17 protein-coding genes and 1 pseudogene are annotated in these 24,385 nt (G+C 30.7%); 11 read left to right on the forward strand and 7 right to left on the reverse strand.

Features of this window, described 5'->3' with window-relative positions; translation table 11 throughout:
- Nucleotides 1-28 precede the first annotated feature (28 nt).
- The 3 genes from ACD570_RS00900 to ACD570_RS00910 all read left to right on the forward strand — a co-directional run bounded on the left by ACD570_RS00900 (nucleotide 29) and on the right by ACD570_RS00910 (nucleotide 2,442).
- Nucleotides 29-676: a ferritin family protein gene (locus ACD570_RS00900; RefSeq protein WP_200281489.1), complete on the forward strand. Its 648-nt coding sequence runs from the start codon at nucleotides 29-31 to the stop codon at nucleotides 674-676.
- A 161-nt stretch (nucleotides 677-837) separates the two neighbouring features.
- Entirely contained in the window at nucleotides 838-1,701 is an 864-nt protein-coding gene (locus ACD570_RS00905; RefSeq protein WP_417904316.1) for a beta-1,4-N-acetylgalactosaminyltransferase, read from the forward strand.
- A gap of 165 nt (nucleotides 1,702-1,866) precedes the next feature.
- Nucleotides 1,867-2,442, forward strand: coding sequence for a ribonuclease HII (locus ACD570_RS00910; protein WP_337202962.1), 576 nt, complete (start codon nucleotides 1,867-1,869; stop codon nucleotides 2,440-2,442).
- A gap of 18 nt (nucleotides 2,443-2,460) precedes the next feature.
- On the opposite strand, the gene gltB is transcribed toward ACD570_RS00910, so the two are convergent.
- Nucleotides 2,461-6,888: a glutamate synthase large subunit gene (gene gltB / locus ACD570_RS00915; RefSeq protein WP_337207674.1), complete on the reverse strand. Its 4,428-nt coding sequence runs from the start codon at nucleotides 6,886-6,888 to the stop codon at nucleotides 2,461-2,463.
- Between the two features lie 69 nt (nucleotides 6,889-6,957).
- A complete protein-coding gene (locus ACD570_RS00920) occupies nucleotides 6,958-8,217 on the reverse strand; it encodes a Na+/H+ antiporter family protein (RefSeq protein ID WP_417904448.1) in 1,260 nt (419 codons plus the stop codon).
- Between the two features lie 236 nt (nucleotides 8,218-8,453).
- Between ACD570_RS00920 and ACD570_RS00925 the strand changes: the two genes are divergently transcribed.
- Both ACD570_RS00925 and ACD570_RS00930 read left to right on the forward strand, forming a co-directional pair.
- Complete coding sequence (locus tag ACD570_RS00925) at nucleotides 8,454-9,695, forward strand: sulfite oxidase (protein WP_200281476.1); 1,242 nt, start codon at nucleotides 8,454-8,456, stop codon at nucleotides 9,693-9,695.
- Between the two features lie 2 nt (nucleotides 9,696-9,697).
- On the forward strand, nucleotides 9,698-10,036 hold the full coding sequence (locus ACD570_RS00930; protein WP_200281474.1) for a cytochrome C: 339 nt from the start codon (nucleotides 9,698-9,700) through the stop codon (nucleotides 10,034-10,036).
- Nucleotides 10,037-10,082: 46 nt separating this feature from the next.
- On the opposite strand, the gene ACD570_RS00935 is transcribed toward ACD570_RS00930, so the two are convergent.
- The 4 genes from ACD570_RS00935 to dnaA all read right to left on the reverse strand — a co-directional run bounded on the left by ACD570_RS00935 (nucleotide 10,083) and on the right by dnaA (nucleotide 15,993).
- Nucleotides 10,083-11,039: an HrgA protein gene (locus ACD570_RS00935; RefSeq protein ID WP_239820297.1), complete on the reverse strand. Its 957-nt coding sequence runs from the start codon at nucleotides 11,037-11,039 to the stop codon at nucleotides 10,083-10,085.
- Nucleotides 11,040-11,093: 54 nt separating this feature from the next.
- Nucleotides 11,094-13,406, reverse strand: coding sequence for a DNA topoisomerase (ATP-hydrolyzing) subunit B (gene gyrB / locus ACD570_RS00940; protein ID WP_417904317.1), 2,313 nt, complete (start codon nucleotides 13,404-13,406; stop codon nucleotides 11,094-11,096).
- 35 nt (nucleotides 13,407-13,441) lie between these two features.
- On the reverse strand, nucleotides 13,442-14,509 hold the full coding sequence (dnaN, locus tag ACD570_RS00945; protein WP_417904318.1) for a DNA polymerase III subunit beta: 1,068 nt from the start codon (nucleotides 14,507-14,509) through the stop codon (nucleotides 13,442-13,444).
- 161 nt (nucleotides 14,510-14,670) lie between these two features.
- Nucleotides 14,671-15,993 carry a chromosomal replication initiator protein DnaA gene (gene dnaA / locus ACD570_RS00950; protein WP_417904319.1) on the reverse strand — a complete coding sequence of 441 codons (1,323 nt, stop codon included), beginning with the start codon at nucleotides 15,991-15,993 and terminating at the stop codon, nucleotides 14,671-14,673.
- 93 nt (nucleotides 15,994-16,086) lie between these two features.
- Between dnaA and ruvC the strand changes: the two genes are divergently transcribed.
- From ruvC to ACD570_RS00980, 6 genes and pseudogenes are all read left to right on the forward strand, one after another.
- Nucleotides 16,087-16,563, forward strand: coding sequence for a crossover junction endodeoxyribonuclease RuvC (ruvC, locus tag ACD570_RS00955; RefSeq protein ID WP_417904320.1), 477 nt, complete (start codon nucleotides 16,087-16,089; stop codon nucleotides 16,561-16,563).
- Nucleotides 16,564-16,694: 131 nt separating this feature from the next.
- Complete coding sequence (gene flgE / locus ACD570_RS00960) at nucleotides 16,695-19,247, forward strand: flagellar hook protein FlgE (protein WP_417904321.1); 2,553 nt, start codon at nucleotides 16,695-16,697, stop codon at nucleotides 19,245-19,247.
- Nucleotides 19,248-19,441: 194 nt separating this feature from the next.
- Nucleotides 19,442-21,427, forward strand: a pseudogene (gene flgE / locus ACD570_RS00965) (flagellar hook protein FlgE); the annotation flags it as partial.
- A gap of 71 nt (nucleotides 21,428-21,498) precedes the next feature.
- Complete coding sequence (gene queF, locus ACD570_RS00970) at nucleotides 21,499-21,882, forward strand: preQ(1) synthase (protein ID WP_337205128.1); 384 nt, start codon at nucleotides 21,499-21,501, stop codon at nucleotides 21,880-21,882.
- Nucleotides 21,883-22,010: 128 nt separating this feature from the next.
- A complete protein-coding gene (locus tag ACD570_RS00975; RefSeq protein WP_337205127.1) occupies nucleotides 22,011-22,661 on the forward strand; it encodes an outer membrane beta-barrel protein in 651 nt (216 codons plus the stop codon).
- On the forward strand, nucleotides 22,645-23,625 hold the full coding sequence (locus ACD570_RS00980; RefSeq protein ID WP_337209752.1) for a Gfo/Idh/MocA family oxidoreductase: 981 nt from the start codon (nucleotides 22,645-22,647) through the stop codon (nucleotides 23,623-23,625). The genes ACD570_RS00975 and ACD570_RS00980 overlap by 17 nt, the downstream gene beginning before the upstream one ends.
- 1 nt (nucleotide 23,626) lies before the next feature.
- Here ACD570_RS00980 and ACD570_RS00985 read toward each other — a convergent pair whose 3' ends face one another.
- The gene (locus ACD570_RS00985; RefSeq protein WP_200282370.1) at nucleotides 23,627-24,259 is read right to left on the reverse strand and encodes a hypothetical protein; all 633 of its coding nucleotides are present in this window, start codon (nucleotides 24,257-24,259) and stop codon (nucleotides 23,627-23,629) included.
- Between the last annotated feature and the right edge of the window lie 126 nt (nucleotides 24,260-24,385).

The raw sequence follows: 24,385 nt of genomic DNA on the forward strand, positions 1-24,385 counted from the left end.
CGTGCTCATATTTAAAAAAGGAGTCTAAATGAGACAGTATGAAACTTATAAATGCTCAAAATGCGGCAATGAAGTTGAAATTCAAGTTGTAGGTGGAGGCAAACTTACCTGTTGTGGCGAAGAAATGCAATGTATAACAACAGATTTAACGGCTGTAAATCTTATGAAAGCTTTTGCGGGAGAGTCTATGGCTAGAAATAAATACGACTTATTTGCTGATGTTGCAGAAGAAGAAGGATGGCATGCAGTCGCTAGACATTTTAGAGAAGCTGCTGAAAATGAAAAATGGCATGCAAGAGCTGAATTTAAAGCTTATCATGAAATCGTAGATGGAAAACCTTTAGAAGTAACAACAAAAAATCTTGTAACCGCAGCAGAAGGTGAAAACTATGAACATACAACCATGTATCCAAATTTTGCTAAAATTGCAGAAGATGAAGGTAAAAAAGCTATAGCAAGACTATTTACCGCTATTGGAAAAGTAGAAATTGAACATGAAAGAGAATATTTAGCTCTTAAAAAAATGCTTGAAGAAGAAGAATTCTTTAATAGCGAAGAAGAAGATTTATGGGTTTGTGAAGTTTGCGGACATATCCATCGTGGTAAAAAAGCTCCAGCAGCCTGTCCTTTATGTAAAGCTCCAAGAGAATATTTTAAAAGAGAATTTTTAGGCTAATTTAATAACACTGCTTTTGTATTTTAATAATGCAAATTTAAATACCTAAGCAGTAAAAAATTTTCACTCTTTCTTTAATAATTTAAATAAATAAAATTCTAATTAATAAAAACATCTATTTGTGTTAAAATATTTCAAAAATTAATCAGGATTGTTAAAATATGATAAAAGATATTAATCTTAATGATATTGATATTTTAATTGACTCAAAATTATTAAAACAAATTCATTCTTTTTCTAATGAATATTTTATTAAAAAAATGAACAATATGGGGGGGGGTCATTATGGATTTTTTAACCTCGATAAAAATTCAAAAAATACAAAATCGCCACTAAATCCTTGGGCTTTTATAAGGGTAAAAAATGAAATTTCAACTTTAAAAAGTTCCTTAGAAGGTATTCTTCCAGCAATACAAAGAGGTATCATTGCTTATAATGATTGCGATGATGGAAGTGAAGAATTTATTTTAGAATTTTGTAAAAAATATCCAACTTTTATTCCTAAAAAATATCCCTTTTCTATACAAATTCAAAACCCTAAAAAAGAAAAAAATAAACTTTATTACTATTATAATTGGGTTCTTAGCTTTATTCCTAAGGGAGAATGGTTTATCAAAATCGATGTAGATCAAATTTATGATGCCCAAAAACTTTATAAAAGTTTTTATATTCCCAAAAATGAAAATGATGTTGTATCTATAGCAAGAATGGATTTTGCTGTAATTAAAGAACAAGTTTATATCATTCCCAAACCAACAAGTAAGACTTTATTTATAGATGAAATAGATCATTGGCTTATTAAAAATGAAAATTTATGTTTTAGAGAAGCTCTAGTTAAAGGAGATTCTCGTAATTGGAATGAAATTGATCCTGCAAAAATATCAAAATATAATAATCTAAAATCATATGAAGCAATAATTATCAATAAACCTCATATCACTTTTTACCAAACACAACTTACAAACTATCATTTTCCTTTTGTAAAAAAAGACAAAGTGATTTATAAAACCAAAAAAACTGGATAAAATTAGAAAAATATATTGACAAAAATTTAGATAATCTAATCGGTATAAAAATCGATCCTTCTTTTTTAAAAAAAGAAAAAATTATACAAATTTACAAAACTTTCAATCTTGAAAATTTCAAACAAAATAAAGAACATAAAATAAAAAACTGGTTAAAATATTTTTATGAAACTTTTATTTCCAGAAAATGAACTTTTACCCGAATATGATGAAAATTTAGTAGGTATTGATGAAGCTGGACGTGGAGCTTTGGCAGGTCCTATGATGATGGCAGCTTGCAAGCTTAATAAAAAAATAGACGGACTTTGCGACTCTAAAAAACTTAGTGAAAAAAAACGCGAAAAACTTTATGAAATAATCATACAAAATTCAAACTATCTCATTCTAGCTTTTTCATCTGAACAAATTGATAATCTAGGACTTAGCGCTTGTTTAAAAACAGGTTTAACACTTATAAAAAGACATTTTAAAACATATTCTCATTTTTTGTATGATGGCAATACGAATTTTGGAATTAACAATATCAAAACTCTAGTTAAAGCGGATGCTAAAATTTTACAAGTAAGTGCAGCTAGCATACTTGCCAAAGTAAGCAAAGATAGAGTTATGAATTTTTTGGCTAAAGAATTCCCCTATTATGAATTTGAAAAAAATAAAGCCTATGGTACCAAAATTCATAGAGAATTAATAGCCAAATTTGGAATTTGTAAATTACATAGAAAAAGTTTTAAACTAAAATGATAAATTCATTTTAGTTTATTATCCTTGTGTGATTTTCAAAAAAGCTGCCAAATCTGGATCTTTTTCATGCTTACAAATTTCAAGCATTTTTAACATTTTTTCATAATCCCTTGGCATAATTTTAAAAAAATCTTTCTTATCAAATTTATCTAATATATCTTTAGCTTTTTTAGAATCAGTATAAAAAATATGCTTTTCTATCATATTTTTTAATTCTTTTTCATCTTTAGTGCTCAAATCTTTAATATCTACAAACTCAGTATTAACATGAACTTCATTGTGTCTTCCTAATATATAAGCAACACCTCCACTCATACCAGCTGCAAAATTAGCACCTATATCACCAAGCACAACCACAAGCCCACCTGTCATATATTCACATCCATGAATTCCCATTCCTAAAACCACAGCTTTAGCACCTGAATTTCTTACACAAAATCTCTCTCCAGCTATACCATCAAGATATACTTCACCTTCGGTTGCACCATACAAACAAGCATTTCCTGCAATAATATTTTCTTCAGGTGAAAAAGTTGCTTCATCTGAAATTTTAGCGATGATTTTTCCTCCACTTAAACCTTTTCCTAAATAATCATTGCTATCCCCGATAATCTCAAGCTTGATCCCTTTTATCAAAAAAGCTCCAAAACTATTTCCAGCATTTCCTATAGCTTTAATATGAATATTATCTTCCATTAAAGCGTCTTTTCCATAAATTTTTAAAATTTCACTTGAAAGCATAGTAGCAAAAGTTCTACTTTGATTGCCTACTTCTAAAGAAAGTTTAATCGGTTTTTTTATAGCATTTTTGCAAAGTGGGAGTAAAATTCTATAATCAATCGTTTTTTCAAGTTTATTATCTTTATAATCTTTAAAATGCACCGCGGTTTTATTGTAAGTGGATAAAGATTTTAAAATTTTATCTAAATTAATTTTTCCTGCTTTAGCTTGAACATTTTTTTGATAAAGTTTATCTACGCGACCTATCATATCATCTAAGCGTTCAAAACCTAATTTAGCCATATATTCTCTCAATTCTTCAGCTATAAAATACATAAAATTAACAACTTCATCCACTTTTCCTTTAAAATTCTTTCTAAGATTGATATCTTGAGTGGCGATTCCAACTGGACAAGTATTAAGATGACAAACCTTATTCATACTACAACCCATTACTATCATAACTGCAGTAGCAAAACCAAATTCTTCAGCTCCTAAAAGTGCTGCTATAGCTAAATCTCTTCCTGTCATAAGTTTGCCATCAACTGCTAATTTTATTCTATCTCTCAGTTTATTTAAAATAAGAGTTTGATGCGCTTCAGTAAGGCCTAATTCCCAAGGAATTCCGGCATGCAAAATAGAAGTTCTAGCACTTGCTCCTGTTCCTCCATCATAACCTGAAATTAAGATAGAATTTGCTCCTGATTTTGCAACACCAGCAGCAACAGTTCCTATACCGTTTGCACTAACAAGCTTTACTGAAATTTTGGCATCTTTATTTGCATTTTTTAAATCATAAATAAGCTGAGCCAAATCTTCAATAGAATAAATATCATGATGTGGCGGCGGAGAAATAAGCGTCACAGCTGGAGTAGAATGTCTAGCCTTGGCAATCCAAGGATAAACTTTAAAGCCTAATAATTGACCTCCTTCTCCTGGTTTTGCACCTTGGGCAACTTTAATCTGAATTTCTTTTGCATGAATTAAGTAATTTAAATCTACTCCAAAACGCCCACTTGCAACTTGTTTTATAGCAGAATTTTTATTGCTTTCATAGCGTTGTTCATCTTCACCTCCCTCACCTGAGTTTGATTTTGCACCTATTTTATTCATTGCCATAGCCAAACACTCATGAGCTTCTTTAGAAATTGATCCATAGCTTATAGCACCTGTTCTAAAACGTTTTACTATGCTTTCTATGCTTTCTACTTTATCAATACTAATAGCTTCATTAAAATCAAATTCCATTAAAGAACGTAATGTAATTTGTTTTTCATCGACCAAAGAAGAATATTTTTTAAAAATTTTATAATCATTGTTTTGACACGCTTTTTGAAGATTGAAAACAATCATAGGGTCGATTAAATGTTCTTCTTTAAAATCTTTGTCATTAAAAACATTTTTATAAAAATAAAGAAACTCTTTTTCAAAATCATGTAAGCTAATACCCTCTATACGAGAAACAGTAGAACCAAAATATTTATCAATCATTTTAGAATTTAATCCCAAGCATTCAAAAAGTGCTGATCCATTATAACTTTGCAAAGTAGAAACGCCCATTTTAGAAGCAATTTTTACTATACCATTTGAGCTTGCATGGATGAAATTTTCAACCGCTTTTTCATAACTTAAATCAAGTTCTTTATCTTGAATAAGTTTATAAATACTTTCATAAACCAAATAAGGATTAATCACTGTAGCACCATAGCCCAAAAGACAAGCAAAATGATGAATTTCTCTTGGCTCTGCACTTTCTATAATAATACTTGTATGTGTTCTTAAATTTTTTCTAACTAAATAATTATGCACTCCAGAAACTGCAAGCAAAGCAGGGATGTAAGCATTATTTTCATCAGCTCCTTTATCACTTAAAATAACAATAGAAGTCCCTTTTTTTATCTCTTTTTCTATTTCTATAAAAAGATTATCTAAAGCTTTTTCTAAATTCATTTTAGAATAATCATAAAGTATAGAAAATTCTTTTACTTTAAAATTTTTCAGAGATCTAATCTCAAATAATTCTTCATTACTGATAATTGGTAAAGAAATTTTTACACGTTTAGCATTTTTTTCATCGGGTTTTAATAAATTTCCCTCACAACCTAAATAAATTCTTGTTGAAGTTACAATTTCTTCTCGTATAGAATCAAGCGGAGGATTAGTCACTTGTGCACAAAGCTGCTTAAAATAATTATACAAAGGCTGGTAATTTTTAGATAAAATAGCTAAAGGCGTATCAACTCCAGTAGAAATGATTGCTTCTTTACCATTTTGTGCCATAGTTTTTATGCTAAGCTCGACTTCATCCCAACCAAAAATTTTTTGAAGTTTAAAAATTTCATCTTGTTTTAAAAATTTGTGTTTATAAACTCCACTATTTTGTTTTTCAAGATCGATCAAATTTGTAAGCCATTTTTGATAAGGCTTAGCATTAGCATAATGCTCTTTAATTTCATTATCAGTTACCACCCTTCCCCTTGCCGTATCAACAAGTAAAAGCTTTCCTGGCTCCAAGCGTTTTTTAGCTTTAATATTTTTTTCATCTATTTTTAAAGCCCCTGTTTCGCTAGAAAGTATTAGCATATCATCTTTTGTAAGATAATATCTTGAAGGACGAAAACCATTTCTATCTAAACTTGCCCCCATAATCACACCATCTGTAAAAACTATGGCTGCAGGACCATCCCAAGGTTCCATCAATAAAGAATGATATTCATAAAATGCACGCTTATGAATTTGCATATTTTCATTTTTATGCCAAGGTTCAGGTACCATCATCATAAAAGCTTCTTCTAAAGTTCTACCATTTAAAGCTAAAAATTCTAAAGTATTATCAAACATGGCAGAATCACTACTTTCTTTAGCAATAATTGGAAAGATTTCATCCAAATTTTCAAAATAATCGCTTTGCATCAAATCTTGTCTTGATCTAATACCATCAACATTACCTCGTATAGTATTAATCTCACCATTATGCACCATATAACGATTTGGATGTGCTCTTTCCCAGCTTGGAAAAGTATTAGTAGAAAAGCGAGAATGTACCAACGCTATGGCTGATTTCATATTGACATCTTTAAAATCAAGATAAAAATCACTCAATTGCGTTGAAAGCAACATCCCTTTATAAACAATAGTTCTAGAAGAAAAACTAGAAAAATAAAATTTAGGCACATTTATGGCCCTTTTTTCTATAAGACGACGGCAAGCATAAAGCACTCTTTCAAATTCAATTCCTGCATTAACCTCATCAGGCTTTTTCACAAAAGCTTGTAAAAAATAAGGCATAGCTCTTAAAGCACTCTTTCCTATATCGCTAGGATTAAAAGGAACTTCTCTAAATCCTAAAAATTCAAGATTTTTGTCTTTTAAACCTTGTAAAAATATGGCTTTAGCTTCTTCTTTAGCCTCTAAATTAGGAGATAAAAACATTTGTGCAACAGCGTAATTGCCTTTTTTAGGAAGTTCAAAGCCTAATTCTTGAGTTTTAAAAAAATCGTGTGGAATTTGGATTAAAATTCCAGCTCCATCTCCTGAATTTTCTTCAGCTCCAAAACCTCCTCTATGCTCAAGATTCATTAAAATTTCTAAAGCATTACAAATAACTTTATAAGAAGCAATACCACGTATATTAGCAACAGCAGCAATCCCGCAAGCATCATGCTCATTTTTAGAATCATAAAGTCCTACGCTTTGATTTTTTTCTAAAATATCCTCTAAATTCATCTTCACTCCTTATAAATTAATTTCACTATTTATAAGGATTATAGCATAAATAAGAATATAAACTAGATGCTATAAAAACATAGCAATAATACTTCCTAAAATCAGTAAAGGACCATTGTAAAAAATAAAAGTTGGTATGCAGGTATCTTTAATATGATCGTGTTGTCTATCGGCATTTAAACCTACAGTTGTTCCCATTGTAGTTTCACTAGCAGGGCTCCCAGCATCTCCTAAAGCTCCAGCTACTCCTAAAATAAAAATCGTCAAAGGAATGCTAAAACCAAGCTCTATACAAATAGGGCAAAAAAGCGTAGCAATGATAGGTATAGTACCAAAAGAAGTTCCTATGCCCATAGTTACAATAAGTCCAATTAAAAGCATTAAAAAAATAGCTAAAAATTTACTTTGCTTTATCCATGGAATCACAAAATTAACAAGTTCTTGCACTGCTCCACCATGTCTTAAAACTTCTCCATAACCTGCTGCTACAAGAATAACAAAGGCGATAAATCCCATAGTCTTAAGCCCATCATCAAAAATCTCATTAACATTGCTATATTTAATTCCACCTAAAATAACCATTAAAATAAAGCCTAAAAGTCCTGATAAAGGTAAATTCATAGTAACAATTTGCAATACTAAAGTTAAAATCAATCCAGCTAAAACACCCCATTCTTTACGTGTCATTGTTAAATTTTCTAAGTCGATTTTAGCTAGTTCAATTTCTTTGTATTCTTTTGGTTTACGATAAAAAACAAAAATTGCTAAAAAAAGTCCAGCGATCATACAAATAGCTGCAAAATACATAGTATGGGTGACATCATTTAAAGTCACATTAATACCATTTTTTTCAAGATTATCTCTTAAAAGATCTTGAAAAGTCAAACCAAATCCAACAGGCAAAACCATATAAGGAGTTGTAAGACCAAAAGTTAAAGCACAAGCAACCGCTCTACGATCTATCTTTAAGCGATTAAACAAACTTAAAAGTGGCGGTATCAGCAAAGGGATAAAAGCCACATGAATAGGAACTAAATTCTGAGAAAAACAAGAAATTAAAGCAATAGATAAAATCAATAAATATTTTTTATGAGAAATAAAATGACTTACTATTTTAATCAAATATGCTGTTAATTGAGTGCGAGAAATCGCCGCAGCAATTGCACCTAAAATAACATAGCTTAAAGCCGTTTTTAAATTTCCTTGCATACCATCAATTAGAACGTTCATGCTTTCTGTTAATGGCATATGATCTAGCATTCCTGCTACAAGTGCTGAAATTAAAAGGCTTAAAAGTACATTAAAACGAAACAAACAAAGTAAGCTCATCAACAAAACACTTACTATAACTGGATTTATAAGTAAAGTCAATTTTTCTCCTTAAATAATAAAAATTTTGATTATATAAAAATCATCGAAATGTTATTTTATTATAAAATACTTAGTTTTGTATCATTATTTTAAAATAATAATTTTTTTTAATGAAAAACATTAATATTATAAATTATTTAGATTATTTAAATTATACTAAAATTATCGTATTTAAAAAATTAAAGGAAATTACAATGAAAAAAACTGATCACAATGAAGAAAATAGAAGAGATTTTCTAAAAAATTTAGGAGTTAGTTTGCTTGGAATAAGCGTGTTATCTAGTTTTTCTTTCAAAAATTTTTTAGGCAGCAAAGCTTTAGCGAAAGAATTATCAAATTTTAAACTAGAAGGAAAAAAAGATTTGATCTATCATGGTGATAGACCAATGACTGCAGAAACAGAAATTTATGCTTTAGATAGTGATTTTACAAAACCTGAAAATTTCTTTGTTAGAAATAATGGTGTTCCACCTACTCTAGAAACTATCAAAGCAAGATTAAAAAAAGGTTGGACTTTAGAAATTGGTGGCGAAAGTGTTGTAAATTCTAAAACTTATACTTTGGATGAATTGAAAAAGAAATTTAAAACTTATACTTATGCTTTAACCGTTGAATGTGGTGGAAATGGAAGAGCAGAAGTTTTACCTAGCACTAAAGGAACTCAATGGGGTTATGGTGCTGTAGCTTGTGGTAGATGGACTGGAGTAAGATTAAAAGATATTTTAGAAGATTGTGGTCTTAAAAAAGATGCTGTTTATATTGGATATTATGGAATAGACACTAAATTAAATGGTGAAGAAAGTGCTCCTATTAGCCGTGGTGTTCCTATTTCTAAAGCTTTACAAGATGAAACATTAGTAGCTTGGGCTTATGAAGGAAAAGACATCCCACTATATAATGGCTATCCTTTACGTTTAGTTTGTGGGGGTTATCCTGCAAGTACAAGTGGAAAATGGTTAAGCAAAATCGTTGTAAGAAATAAAGTTCATGATGGTGAAAAAATGGAAGGATCTTATAGAGTTCCTGTAAATCCTGTTAAACCAGGTGATTTTAACTATAAAGGCGAAACAAAAATCATAGAATCAATGCCGGTAAGATCTGTAATCACCAATATAAAAAATGGCACTCAAGTAAAAGTTAATAAAAAATTTGAAGTTAGAGGAAAAGCTTGGGCGGGAGAATTGTTTGTAAAAGATGTTTTTGTAAGTTGTGATTATGGTGTAACTTGGACTAAAGCTAAAGTAGAAAAACCACTTAATCGTTTAGCGTGGCAAAAATGGAGTGCTGAAGTTTCTATTCCGACAAAAGGATATTATGAAATTTGGGCTAGAGCGGTTGATAGTGAAAACAAAAGCCAACCTATGGTTTTAGCACAATGGAATCCAGGCGGTTATTTAAACAATGCTTGCCATAGAGTGAATGTATACGGAGTTTGATTATGTTTAAAAAAATTTTATTTTTACTTGCTTTAAGCTTGAGTTTTTCTTTTGCTCAAGATTATAAAGTAAATCCAGAAACAGGTTTAATCATCGATCCTGTTTCACCTTTAGTAGAGGCTAATTGTCTTGCTTGTCATAATTCAGGACTTATTACAAATATGCACGCTAACAAACAAGCTTGGTTAGCTGCTATTAGATGGATGCAAGCAGAAGAAGGCTTGTGGGAAATTCCAGCTGAAGATGAAGAAAAGATTTTAAATTATCTTGAAAAATACTACGGAGAACAATACAACACTAGAAGAAGAGTTCCTCTAGCTGTTATTTTAGAAAATAAATAATTTTAATTTTATCAAAAAAAGTGAATTTCTTTTTTTGATAAAACTCTTAAATAATTTTTTTATCTTTTAGATATTTTTGCATTTTTTCATCATTATAAATTTCATCATAAAATTTATATCCTATTCTTTCAATATCTGATATATTGATATCCTTATTTAAATTTTGTATAAATTCGTTAAAATCTTTATTTTTATTTACTAATAAATCTAAAGTAATAAGATCTAAATTCGATTTTTCTCTAGCTTTAATAATCACTTTAGAATCATTAATATCTCTAACATCAAGCTTAATAAAACCTATTCCAAAAGCATTATTTAATCTCCAAAGCTCATTCATAATCTCATCATCAAATTCCAAAGCAACCAAATAACCTTCATTTGCCCAACTAGAATTACTCACAGCTTGAAAATAACTTTGTCTTAAATTTGAAAAATCAAGTTTTATTTTAAGCTCAAAACTATAAATTTTATAAGAAATTTGATTTAAATTCTTGCAAAGTTTAAAAGTTTCATTTTCATAATCTTTAAAAGGAAAATGCACACCTACTATATCAGGATGAATCCATTCATTTTCACCACTTTTTCCTTTATGAGATTTTTCATGAAAAATAGTTTTAGAATAAAGATTAAAATCAGGACTTTCAAATAAAAACTTAACTACTAAAGGATGTAAATCCCTTTCTCTAAATTTACTTTCTTCTTTTTGAATTTCTATATTTTTTGATTTTACTAGATTGAGTTCATTTTCTCTTTCTTTTAACCAAAATTTCGTTGGATTTTTAGAAACAACTAAAATTGAAGAATTTTTACTGTTTAAATTAACATAAATTTTAGCAGTTAAACTTGCAATAGGAGTTTTAGTTAAAGTTCCATTTTGATAACTTTGGAGTTTTTTATCAAAATTTTTATCTAAAGCATATTGCCAAATTTCATTTGCACTTAAAGGAAATTCAGTTTCTTTTAAAACATCTATGATCAAATCTAAAAAACTATATTTTTTCATAAAATTATCTTTAAATCAGTTTCTAAATAAAGAAGAAAAATCTTCTTTATTTGATTACACATCCAAATGCTTCACATCTTTAGCGTGTGCTTGGATATAATCACGTCTTGGCTCTACCTCATCGCCCATGAAAAGATTAAAAGTATCATTAGCACTTTGTGCATCTTCTATAGTAATTTTAAGAAGTCTTCTTATGCTTGGATCCATAGTCGTTTCCCAAAGTTGTTCAGGATTCATCTCACCTAAACCTTTATAACGTTGGATATAAGCTCCTTTTTTAGCATTTCTTTCAACTTCATCTAAAATTTCTAAGATATCTTTTTCAAAAGTTAAATCGCGTTCTTTGATTTTACTAAAGATATAATTTGCTTCTTCATAAAGTGGATGCGCAAATAAATCATCATTGATGATTAGCTCTTCTAAGCCATTTTCAGTTTGTATATACATACGAATTTCATTTTCATTGATATAATGATTTAAGATATTATGCCCTTGCTTGTCTAAAAATTCTTTGATGATTTTAAAAAGTTCTTCATTATTTTCTTTGATAAAATCAGGATTTTCTATAAGATAACGAATCACAGAAATCACATTAAAACGTTTTTTTAGATCATTTAAAACCGATCTATAAGCAGCAACGATTTTTAAAAAGTCTTTAAGATCATTTAATCCTATACCTTCATAATTAGAACTTTCAATTCCTGTTTCGATCAAATAATCATTTAAAGCTTTTTCATCTTTAAGATAAATTTCTTTTTTTTGCCCTTTTTTATAACGATAAAGTGGCGGTTGTGCAAGATAAATATGTCCATTAGCTACAAGTTCGTTCATAAAACGGAAAAAGAAGGTTAAAAGCAAGGTTTGTATATGCGATCCATCCACATCCGCATCCGTCATAATGATGATTTTATGATATCTTAATTTTGAAATGTCAAAATCATCACCTATACCACAACCAAAAGCAGTAATCATATTTTGAATTTGTTCTGATTTTAAAATTTTATCCAGTCTTGCTTTTTCAACATTAAGAATTTTACCACGCAAAGGCAAGATCGCTTGAAAAGATCTTTCACGTCCTTGTTTTGCAGAACCACCCGCAGAATCACCCTCAACAAGATAAATTTCACTTTCACTTGGATCTTTACTTTGACAATCAGCTAATTTTCCTGGCAAAGTTCCAACGCTTAGACTTTCTTTTTTACGGGTTAATTCTCTAGCTTTTTTAGCTGCTTCTCTACCGCGTGCAGCCATTAAAGCTTTATTCATAATAGCTTTTGCTTCGATAGGATTTTCTTCAAAATATTTAGTCAAATATTCAAAACTAGCTTTTGAAACGATAGGACGCACATAAGAAGATCCTAATTTGCCTTTAGTTTGTCCTTCAAATTGTGGTTCAGGTACTTTTACACTTACAACAGCGATTAAACCTTCTCTTACATCTTCACCTGTTATTTTATTGTCTTTTTCTCTAGCACTAGCATTAGCTTCGATATAATTACTAATTACACGAGTTAAACCCATTCTAAAACCAGCTTCATGAGTTCCACCATCTGGAGTTTTGATATTATTTACAAAAGAAAGTAAATTTTCACTATAAGTATCATTATAAAGCAAAGCTACTTCGACATTGACATCTTCTTCATCTACGCTAAAAAAAATTGGTTTTGTTAGAGCTTCTTTTTTATTCATATCGCTTACAAATTGTGAAATTCCGCCTTCAAAATGAAAACTTTCACTTTTTCCTACACGATTATCTTTAAAATTAATAGTGATTTTTGGATTTAAATACGCAAGTTCTCTAAATCTTTTAGCCAAAATTTCATAATCAAATTCAGTCACTTCAAAAATAGTATTATCAGGCCAAAATTCAATTGTAGTTCCTGTTTTTTTACTTTTTCCTATCACACCAAATTCACTTGTAACTTTACCTTCTGAAAATTCTTGACGATAAATTTCTCCATTTCTTTCAACTGTAGCTACAAGTTTTTTAGAAAGAGCATTTACAACAGAAACTCCAACTCCATGTAAACCGCCTGAAACTTTATAAGTATCTTTATCGAATTTACCTCCTGCATGAAGAACGGTTAAGACAACAGTTAAAGTAGGCATATTTTCAGTCGGATGCATATCTACAGGAATACCACGTCCATTATCACTTACGATACAACTTCCTTCAGTAGTAATTTCTACATCAATAGTATCACAATGTCCAGCCATGGCTTCATCGATAGAATTGTCTACTACTTCATAAATCATATGATGAAGTCCACCTATATTGGTATCACCTATATACATTCCTGGACGTTTTCTAACAGCTTCTAAGCCTTTTAAAACTTTAATATTACTTCCACCGTAATTTTCTTGCATAATTTTCCTTTTTATCTAAGCTTTTAAAAAATTTCTTACAAAATCATAGGCATAATGATCATAGATAAACCTTGAGATTTAACTACGAAAGCTAGATTAGATTCATTAACATTTAAGCTGAATTTTTCTTCTTCTATAGACATTAAAAAATCTAATAAATATTTTATTTTTATAGTTAAAGTAAATTCTTCACTTACACCTGTTTGCATTTCAAGTTCAGTTTTTGCTTCCATGTTATCTAAGCTTATACCTTCAAAGATAATCTTATCTTTATTAAAATGAAGTTTCATTTTTTCAGTTACAACGCTAATTTTTTTAAGACTGTCAATAAAATCTTCGGTTGAAAATTCAAGATTTTGTTTAAATTCCTTTGGTATAACTTTTTCATAATCTGGAAATTTATCATTAATCAATTTAGTAAAAAATTCAAAATTATCGTTTTTAGCAATAAGCATATTTTGATCATAGTAAATTTCTATTTTTTCATAAAAAAGTTTTTGCATTTCCATAATAGCTTTTTTAGGAATACTTATAGAAAATTCTTGAGAATTATTTTTATCAAGAGTATAAACAGCAAGGCGTCTAGTATCAGTTCCAACAAAATTAATTTTATCTGTTTTAATATCTAAAAAAGCACCATTTAAAGAATATTTTGGATTATTAGTATCAATACTTGGTAAGATTTTTTTAAGAGAACGACTTAAATCACTTGAATCAATATCAAATTGATTTTTCCCTTCTGTTTTTGGGAAATCTGGAAAATCTTCATAATTAAACATAGGCAATTTATATTTTGTTCTTTTTTGTCTTATAAATAAAAAATTATCGATGGTTTCTAAGACAACTTCTTCATTATTTAAACTTTTAATAACATCAGCTATATTTTTTGCATTTGCAGTTGCAAAACCACTGCTTTCAACGCGAATTTTTCTTATTTTATAGTTAATTCCTATTTCAAAATCACTTGCTTTGATGATAAGTTTATCTTCTTCAGCTTGAAAAAGTAAGTGTGAAGTAATCGTGCTAGAATCTTTTTTTTCAACGTAGGCATTACATAAAAGTATAGCGGATTCAAGTATATTTTTATTAATACTAAGTTTCATTTTTTCTCCTTGCTTATATTTAATTTTAAAATTCGTCGTAATAATAGGGTTGTTGAAATTGTGAAATTTTTCAGCAAAAAATCATTAAATTTGTATTTTATCATACTTTGCTTAATTCTATTTTTTTCACATAGCCTTTCTATTTTTTCACCTTTTTTCACTTAAATTTGACTTTTTACTAAAATTTTATTTTTTAATTCTTCTATTTTGATTTTTGTTTCGCTATTTTTTTCCATTAATTCTTTGATTTTTTTCACATTATGTGAAATAGCTGTATGATCTTTCATTACGAAAAAATTAGCCAATTGCGAAAAAGTAAGACTAGTAAGTTCTCTTGCTAAGTAAATTGCAACGCGTCTAGCAGTTACTACATTTTGTTTTTTATTGTTTGATTTCACATCACTTGGTTTGATGTTAAATTCTTTACAAACTAAAGCTAAAATATCTTCTATACTGATATTTTCTTTTTTTTCTTTGATGTGATCTTTCATAACACTTTTTGCAAGTTCAAGTGTAATTTCTTGTCCGACTATATTTGCATAAGCGTTTAAACTGATGATAATTCCTTCAATTTCTCTTATATTATCCCCTAAAGAAGTTGCGATGTAATTTATGATGTCATTAGAAAGATTGATATCATTAAATTCGCATTTTTTTCTTATAATAGCGATTTTAGTATCAAGTTGTGGTGGAGTGATATCAGCGATAATCCCATGTGCAAAACGACTCTTTAAACGTTCGGTGATGCCTTTTAACATATTAGGTGGATTATCTGAAGTCATTATGATTTGACCATTATTATTTTTGATTTCATTAAATATGAAGAAAAATTCTTCTTGAATTTTATCTGTTTTTCCTAAAAACTGCACATCATCTATGAGCAAAACATCACAATTTCTATATTTATCATGAAATTTATCTAAAGAGCCATTTTTTAAATTTGAGGTAAATTCATTGACAAAATTTTCACTTGTTGCATAAATAACTTTTTTACCCATTTCTAAACTAGCATTACCTACAGCTTGAAGCAAATGGGTTTTACCAAGTCCTGTAGGTCCATAGATAAATATAGGATTATAAAGCTTACCAAGTTTATCTTTATGTGCGATTGCCTTACAAGCTCCATAAGCGTATTTATTAGAGTCTCCAACGACAAAACTTTCAAAAGTAAAAGAAGGATTTAAAATCGTGCTTTGTGCTTTGATATTTGCGATATCGATTTTAGTTGTATTTTTACTATGTTTTTGATTTTGTGCTTGTATGTTGATATTAGCTTTAATTCCACTTTGTACTTCATAAAAATGTGAAATTTGGCGGGCGTATTTTGTTTGTATGAATTTAGCGATAAGTTCATTTGGAGCATTGAAAACTAAAAAATCAGCTTTGCTTAGCTTTTCATTGAATTTTAACATAGATATATAATTTTCATATTCGTTTTGATTTAATTCTTTTTTTAAAGCTAGGAGTATTTCGCTTGGGTTCATAATCTCTCTTTGAATTTTTTAATTGTATAAATTTTATCTTAAATTTTATAAAAAAAGGTTAAAATCTTTATTTTATCTTTATTAAGGCTAGTTATGAAAATTTTAGGGATTGATCCAGGTTCAAGAAATTGTGGTTATGCTATTATAGAAGCAGATAAAAATAAAAATGTATTGATAGAAGCAGGACTCATTAAAATGAAGCCTAGCACTTTACAATATCAAATCACAGAGCTTTGCGAAGGTTTAGATCTGATCTTTAAAACACATCAATTTGATGAGGTAGCTATAGAGGATATTTTTTTCGCTTACAATCCAAAAACCGTTTTAAAACTCGCGCAATTTCGCGGGGCTTTGAGTTTAAAAATTTTACAAATTCATGGAGATTTTGCAGAATACACCCCTTTACAAGTTAAAAAAGCCGTCACAGGTAAGGCAAAAGCCACAAAAGAACAAGTTGCCTTTATGGTAAAAAGACTTTTAGGACTAAGTAAAGAAATCAAGCCTTTAGATATCACAGATGCTATAGCAGTAGCCTTAACTCATGCTGCAAATTTAAGAATAAGAGTTTAAGGCTATATTTTTAAAATTTCAAAAAATTTCTTATATTTATCTCAAAAATTTCAAAAGTTGGAACAGAACTTGCTTATAAAATTGCATAAACGCGAATGCGTTAAAAGCAATATTTTATAAAGGATTCAATCATGATGAGATCACTTTGGTCCGGAGTGAGCGGACTTCAAGCACATCAAACAGCAATGGATGTTGAAGGTAATAACATCTCTAACGTTAATACAACAGGTTTTAAGTATTCTCGTGCTGATTTTGGAACCATGTTTAGCCAAACTGTTAAGATTGCTACAGCGCCAACTGATGGTAGAGGCGGACAAAATCCACTTCAAATTGGTTTAGGTGTTTCTGTAAGTTCTACGACAAGAATTCATTCTCAAGGATCGATTCAAACTACCGATAAAAATACCGACGTTGCGATCAATGGTGATGGATTTTTTATGGTGAGTGATGATGGAGGTTTGACAAATTACCTTACAAGAAGTGGGGATTTCAAACTTGATGCTTATGGAAATTTTGTCAATAACGCAGGTTATGTTGTCCAAGGTTGGAATATCAACTGGGATACTCAAAGCATTGATTCATCAAGATCCCCTCAAAACATCTTCATCGATCCAGGCATGCATATCCCCGCCGCAAAATCAACCGAAGTAGCCATTAAAGCAAACCTAAACAGCGGTCTAAACATAGGCACAGCTAGCAGACCCTTATATTCTTTAGATTCTATCCATGGTTACAATAAAAAAACTGGTGAAACCAAAGACGAAAACGACACAGGCACTACTCAATTTTACACCACTTCTAAAAATGCCATCGATGTAACCGAAAAAGGGGTTGATTGCGCTTCTTTATTTAACGCTAGCGGTCAAGGACTAAATTTACGAGAAGGCCAAGGCATTTGGGTATCTTATGCTGATGCGAAATACCAAACCAATAAATTAGGTGTAAGCGCCTTTGATGCAAACAATCATACTAATCAAACAAATATTTTTTGGGGTGATGAAAACCAAAAAACTAAACTAAGTATAGTCTTAAATGGAGTTAAAATTGAAAATGAAGATATTAAAAGTATCGATGAGGCGGTAAATTATATTAATACCTTTACCGTAGCTAATGATAGCAGACCAGGCACAGGAGTAAAAGCCGTTAAAAATAAAGATGGTAGCGGTATAGAATTTGTTAATGACAATTCAAACGGCACCACCGATAATATGAAAAACATTAATTTAGTAGTAAATAAAGAAAATACAGCAGGTGAAGTTTGGACTTCAAATTGGCAACAAGGAGCAGATGGAAAAGAAGGTAGTTTTACACACACCATTGTAACACAAAATAATGCTTCTATTTGGACAGCTACGACAGGAACAGCATCAACACCTAATAATTTACAAGGTGGTTTTAATGCAGAAGTTATTACCGCCCATAAATATATCTACAGCTCTTCAGCCCAAGATCTTCCTCCTATGTATAATCCTGATGGAGGTGCAAATTATGTTCCAGGAACAAATGGACAAGCTCCTACTGATCCTGCCTCTAAAAATTATTATGAGGCAGTAATGAATGGATCCTTATTAAATACCAATGAAAGAACTTTCCATTCCACCGAAGATCTAAGAGAGCTCTTACAAAGAGATGCCAGATACGGGGTGGATTATGATGGCAGTGGTTCTTTTGCAGCAGCTGATGTCAATGAAGCTGTTAAAGTAGTAGTCAATGACTCAGGAGCCTTTTCTATCACCAATCCTAATGAAACTAGCACAAGTCCTACTCTTTCAAATACTCAAGGACCATTAAATTTCACTGCCCACAACATGAATTTTAACATCACCTCCTACACAGACAGCCAAGGTAAAGTAAGCACTAATGATGCCTTCACTAAAATCTTTAAAGGCCTTGATGGAGTTTTCCCTGCAGGAAACCAAGTCAAACAAAGCGAACTTTTAAAACTAAGCTCTTTCTCAGCCGGACTTGAAATTTATGATTCTTTAGGTTCTAAACACACCCTAGAAGTACAATTTGTAAAACAAAGCACCACTCAAGATGGAGGAAATGAATGGCAAATGATCATCCGTGTTCCTGAACCTGCTGAGATTAATACCACAGGTGAAGGCCCAAGCAATATCGTTGTAGGAACAGCAAGATTTAACAATGACGGATCTTTATCCTCATACAATCCTAGAACCCTAAATTTCTCACCAAATAACGGTGCAGCACCAAATCAACAAATCAAACTCAGCTTTGGTACAAGTGGTGCTAATGATGGTCTTGTAAGCTCAAATTCAGCTTCAGCACTCACAAGCCAAGCAACCGATGGTTATCCATCTGGAAATTTAAAACCAGATGCTATACGTGTAGATGATAAAGGAAATATCTTAGGTGAATTTACCAATGGTAAAACCTTTGCCGTTGCAAAAATGGCTATGGCTTCTGTAGCAAATAACTCAGGACTTGAAGAAATTGGCGGCAATCTTTTCAAAGTGACTGCTAACTCTGGTAACATAGTAGTAGGTGAAGCAGGAACAGGCGGTCGCGGCGATATGAAAACCTCGGCGCTTGAAATGTCAAATGTGGATTTGAGTCGTTCTTTGACAGAACTTATCATCATCCAAAGAGGTTATCAAGCAAATTCGAAAACTATTTCAACTAGTGATCAAATGCTTCAAACTTTGATCCAATTGAAACAATAAATTTTTGATCTTTTGATTCTTTATAAAATTTTTCCCACTTTTGTGGGAAACTAATCTTGCTTTACAAGTCTATTTTCTGGTAGATTTGTAATACTGGATTGGACTTGACTACCTTCAAAATTATTGCTAACTCGCTCTTTTTAGAGTGAGTTGCAAATAATTTTGAAAAAAATTATAAAAAGTATCGATTCATTTGGAATATCAACTGGGATACTCAAAGCATTGATTCATCAAGATCCCCTCAAAACATCTTCATCGATCCAGGCATGCATATCCCCGCCGCAAAATCAACCGAAGTAGCCATTAAAGCAAACCTAAACAGCGGTCTAAACATAGGCACAGCTAGCAGACCCTTATATTCTTTAGATTCTATCCATGGTTACAATAAAAAAACTGGTGAAACCAAAGACGAAAACGACACAGGCACTACTCAATTTTACACCACTTCTAAAAATGCCATCGATGTAACCGAAAAAGGGGTTGATTGCGCTTCTTTATTTAACGCTAGCGGTCAAGGACTAAATTTACGAGAAGGCCAAGGCATTTGGGTATCTTATGCTGATGCGAAATTTACTACTGAAAAAGGTACTGTTTTTGATGAAACTAATCATGCAACTCAAAATGATGTTATTTTTTGGGGAAATACGGATAATCCTGTAACTTTAGATATCACTTTAAACGGAGTTCATATCCAAAATTCAACTATTAAAAGCATTGATGAAGCAGTAGCTTATATTAACACTTTTACTGTTCCAAATGATAGCCGAGATGGCACAGGAGTAAAAGCTGTTAAAACAGCTGATGGTAGCGGTATAGAATTTGTTAATGACAATTCAAACGGCACCACCGATAATATGAAAAATATCAATTTAGTAGTAAATAAAGAAAATACAGCAGGTGAACATCAAAATCTTACTTGGAGTGAAGATAATAAAAAATTTACAGTCCAATTAACTCAAGCAGGTCAAGATAGTGATTGGTTTAATGATAACCTGATGGAGGGTCGAGTAAATAATCATGTAGAAATCATCACAGCTCATAAATATATCTATAGCTCTTCCCAGCAAAATTTATCTCCTATGTATAATCCTGATGGAGGAAAAGGATTTGAAGCAGGAACGGGTGGGAATGCTCCAACGGATCCTGCCTCTAAAAATTATTATGATGCTATACAAGGAGGCTTAAGAAATACTGATGCGAGAATCTTTCATTCCACCGAAGATCTAAGAGAGCTCTTACAAAGAGATGCCAGATACGGGGTAGATTATGATGGAGATGGTTTAAAAGGATATGATGCTGATGATATTAACCAAAGTGTAAAAGTAACTGTCAATGACTCAGGAGCTTTTTCCATCACTAATGCGAATGAAAAATCAACTATACTTGCTAATGCAGGTGCTGGAGCTCAAGCTGTTTCAATAGATGCTAAAAACATGAATTTTAACATCACCTCCTACACAGACAGCCAAGGTAAAGTAAGCACTAATGATGCCTTCACTAAAATCTTTAAAGGCCTTGATGGAGTTTTCCCTGCAGGAAACCAAGTCAAACAAAGCGAACTTTTAAAACTAAGCTCTTTCTCAGCCGGACTTGAAATTTATGATTCTTTAGGTTCTAAACACACCCTAGAAGTACAATTTGTAAAACAAAGCACCACTCAAGATGGAGGAAATGAATGGCAAATGATCATCCGTGTTCCTGAACCTGCTGAGATTAATACCACAGGTGAAGGCCCAAGCAATATCGTTGTAGGAACAGCAAGATTTAACAATGACGGATCTTTATCCTCATACAATCCTAGAACCCTAAATTTCTCACCAAATAACGGTGCAGCACCAAATCAACAAATCAAACTCAGCTTTGGTACAAGTGGTGCTAATGATGGTCTTGTAAGCTCAAATTCAGCTTCAGCACTCACAAGCCAAGCAACCGATGGTTATCCATCTGGAAATTTAAAACCAGATGCTATACGTGTAGATGATAAAGGAAATATCTTAGGTGAATTTACCAATGGTAAAACCTTTGCCGTTGCAAAAATGGCTATGGCTTCTGTAGCAAATAACTCAGGACTTGAAGAAATTGGCGGCAATCTTTTCAAAGTGACTGCTAACTCTGGTAACATAGTAGTAGGTGAAGCAGGAACAGGCGGTCGCGGCGATATGAAAACCTCTGGTTTCAAAGACAATATAATTTTTTTGTAAGATGGAAATTTGCTATAATTTGGATTTTAAATTATTGCAAAGGAAAATAAATGCGTTATGGTGAAAAAGAAATCAAAGAATTTAATGTAGACAATATGGAAATTTGGCCAAATGATGTTAAAAATGATTATATCATAAAGATTACTTTGCCAGAATTTATGTGCTGTTGTCCTAGGAGTGGTTATCCTGATTTTGCAACTATATATCTTGAGTATATGCCTGATAAATTTGTAGTAGAGCTTAAGGCTATAAAACTTTATATCAATACTTTTATGTATAGAAATGTTTCACATGAAGCAAGTATCAATGAAATTTACAACACCCTAAAAGATAAACTCAAACCAAAATGGATCAAAGTTATAGGAGATTTTAATCCTCGTGGAAATGTTCATACAGTTATAGAATGTCGTAGTGATATTGTAGTACCTAAGTGAGTAAAATATTCCCATTTTTGAATAAAAAATTAAAATTTATTTAAAATAAATTTGATATTAAATATTAAAATTATATAATTTAGAAATCTAATTATTTTTTTAGATTGATTAAAATTTTAAGGGAAAACATGAATAAAAAATTATTGAGTATAGTTGCTGGCACGTGCTTATTTGCTAATCTAGCTATGGCAGATGAAAGATCAGGATTTTTTATAGGTGTTGATGCTGCTTTAATGAATGCTAAAGTAAAAGCTGATCTTAAGCATAGTAATAAAAATAAAAACTCTACTTTTAATGGTAATATTTCACAAACAATTCCGGTTTTAGATCTTAAATTGGGATATCGTTTGAATGAATCTCATAGAATTTATTTTACTTATGCTGGCTCTGATGATTTTAATGATTTTATAAAAACTTCTGTGCTTTCTATAGAGGGTGATTTTTCTACGCAAAAATTTTTATTGGGTTATGATTTTACTCCAAAGCTTTTTACAAATACAAGGGCGGTTTTAGGTGTGTATTCTGGTTATGCAAAAACAGATGTTGATTTGAAAACTTCATTTTTAACTTTATCTCAAAATTATGATGGTTTTGTTTATGGGGCAAAATTGGGTGCTATCTATGAAATCACTCCGCATAATGAAATAGAATTGGGTGTTAAAGCAGAACAAATACACTATAATACTAAGAATTTTTACCAAAACCAAGTTGGATCAAATTTCTATGATCCTAAAGAAACAAATTATAGTGCTTATTTAGGATATGCTTACAAATTCTAAGCGAAAAAATGTCGCTTTTTTAGGTGCTGGTTCTATAGCAAACAAAGTTGCACCAATGCTAAAACAAGCTAGATTCCATCCTTATGCGGTGGGATCTTTAAATCATGCAAAAGAATTTGCTTTTAGACATGGTTTTGAAAAATTTTATACAAATTATGAAAAATTGCTTGAAGATAAAAATATAGATCTTGTTTATATCAATACTCCGCATTCTTTGCACTACGAACATATAAAAATTTGCCTTGAAAATTATAAAAATGTCCTTTGTGAAAAATCCTTTACTTTAAATTTCAAACAAGCCAAAGAGCTTATAGAATTAGCAAAGACTAAAAAATTACTTTTGGCTGAAGCTATTTGGACGCGTTATATGCCTTATATAAACATCATTAAAGATTTTTTAGCAAAGGATTTAATCGGCGAAATAGTTAGCATAGAAGCAAATTTAGCCTACAATGTCATGCATAAAAACCGCATAACAAGCTTAGAGCTTGGTGGAGGTGCTTTGCTTGATGTTGGAATTTATACTCTTAATTTTGCACTTAGTTTTTTAAAAGATGAAATTAAAAATATAATCGCAACTTGTAAAAAAATGCCTAGTGGCGTAGATGAAAGCAATGGAATTATTTTAGAATTTCAAAAGGGTGCTTTTGCTTTTTTAAATTCAAGCGTAGCTGCTATTAGCGATAGAAAAGGCGTTATCAATGGAACAAAGGGTTATATTTGCGTCGATAATATCAATAATCCTAAGTCTATAAAGGTTTATAACAAAGAAAGAAAGCTAATCAAGCATTCTCTTGTACCAAGTCAAATCAATGGCTTTGAATATGAATTTCAAGCCTGTTTTAAAGCTCTAGAGCAAAATAAAATAGAATGTGATGAAATGAATCATGAAGAAATCTTAAAAATGATGAATTTGATGGATAAAGTGCGTGAAAAAATGGGAGTAAAATTTATCGGTGAGTGATTTAATTGCCTCCACCGATAAAATATTTTTCAACATCGTCGAGTAATTTTTCACAAATTCTTGATTCTGTGTTTTTATCTACAACAAGATTGATTGCAGTTTTTGTATCTCTAAAGCTTCCAGCTGATTTTGAATTTTCGCGTGAAAGTTTTTGATTGTCCCTAGTATATTCTATAGTGATATTAAATTTAAGAGCAGCACTTGCTTCACCTAGATTGGTTTTTACTAAAACATTCATTTGAGAAGCTTTAGCTAAAGTCGCTTGAGTTTTATTGACTATTTCTTTAAAGCGTTGGCAAGAGCGGATTAAAGAAGAGATAAATTTATTATCAAGTCCTTCATAAGCAACTTTGAGTTTGTTTTTAATATCTTTCGTGCTTTCTTTTTCTGGTGCAACAAAAACCATATAAAAACCATTTTTTATTGGAACATTATCGCTTTTTGTATCACGTCCACTTGACATTACCTTAACATAAATTGCATTATCAAGATATACACGATCAACCATAGGACCGTAAATTTCATATTCTTTTCTACGAACAATAACTTCTCTTGCTAAGACATTGAGCTTGACATTAGCTTCATGGATAATTGGCTCCATTTCTTTTTTAATTTCAAGTAATTCTTTTAACATAAAAAATCCTTTTCTTGTTAAACGCGTTTAAGGTTGATTTTGAAAAATTTCTTTAAAATATCAAATCTTAGTTTTTATATTTTTAAAACTAATAATTATATCATAACTAATTTACTATATCGTTTT

Origin of the sequence: Campylobacter sp. LH-2024 (assembly GCF_048270605.1) — a bacterium.
Taxonomy (GTDB): Bacteria; Campylobacterota; Campylobacteria; order Campylobacterales; family Campylobacteraceae; genus Campylobacter_D; species Campylobacter_D molothri.

Bases quoted from the DNA above. Each gene is read 5' to 3' on its own strand.
- ACD570_RS00900 (WP_200281489.1), top strand. From the start codon at position 29: ATGAGACAGTATGAAACTTATAAATGCTCAAAATGCGGCAATGAAGTT.
- ACD570_RS00905 (WP_417904316.1), top strand. From the start codon at position 838: ATGATAAAAGATATTAATCTTAATGATATTGATATTTTAATTGACTCA.
- ACD570_RS00910 (WP_337202962.1), top strand. From the start codon at position 1,867: ATGAAACTTTTATTTCCAGAAAATGAACTTTTACCCGAATATGATGAA.
- gltB (WP_337207674.1), bottom strand. From the start codon at position 6,888: ATGAATTTAGAGGATATTTTAGAAAAAAATCAAAGCGTAGGACTTTAT.
- ACD570_RS00920 (WP_417904448.1), bottom strand. From the start codon at position 8,217: ATGAGCTTACTTTGTTTGTTTCGTTTTAATGTACTTTTAAGCCTTTTA.
- ACD570_RS00925 (WP_200281476.1), top strand. From the start codon at position 8,454: ATGAAAAAAACTGATCACAATGAAGAAAATAGAAGAGATTTTCTAAAA.
- ACD570_RS00930 (WP_200281474.1), top strand. From the start codon at position 9,698: ATGTTTAAAAAAATTTTATTTTTACTTGCTTTAAGCTTGAGTTTTTCT.
- ACD570_RS00935 (WP_239820297.1), bottom strand. From the start codon at position 11,039: ATGAAAAAATATAGTTTTTTAGATTTGATCATAGATGTTTTAAAAGAA.
- gyrB (WP_417904317.1), bottom strand. From the start codon at position 13,406: ATGCAAGAAAATTACGGTGGAAGTAATATTAAAGTTTTAAAAGGCTTA.
- dnaN (WP_417904318.1), bottom strand. From the start codon at position 14,509: ATGAAACTTAGTATTAATAAAAATATACTTGAATCCGCTATACTTTTA.
- dnaA (WP_417904319.1), bottom strand. From the start codon at position 15,993: ATGAACCCAAGCGAAATACTCCTAGCTTTAAAAAAAGAATTAAATCAA.
- ruvC (WP_417904320.1), top strand. From the start codon at position 16,087: ATGAAAATTTTAGGGATTGATCCAGGTTCAAGAAATTGTGGTTATGCT.
- flgE (WP_417904321.1), top strand. From the start codon at position 16,695: ATGATGAGATCACTTTGGTCCGGAGTGAGCGGACTTCAAGCACATCAA.
- queF (WP_337205128.1), top strand. From the start codon at position 21,499: ATGCGTTATGGTGAAAAAGAAATCAAAGAATTTAATGTAGACAATATG.
- ACD570_RS00975 (WP_337205127.1), top strand. From the start codon at position 22,011: ATGAATAAAAAATTATTGAGTATAGTTGCTGGCACGTGCTTATTTGCT.
- ACD570_RS00980 (WP_337209752.1), top strand. From the start codon at position 22,645: ATGCTTACAAATTCTAAGCGAAAAAATGTCGCTTTTTTAGGTGCTGGT.
- ACD570_RS00985 (WP_200282370.1), bottom strand. From the start codon at position 24,259: ATGTTAAAAGAATTACTTGAAATTAAAAAAGAAATGGAGCCAATTATC.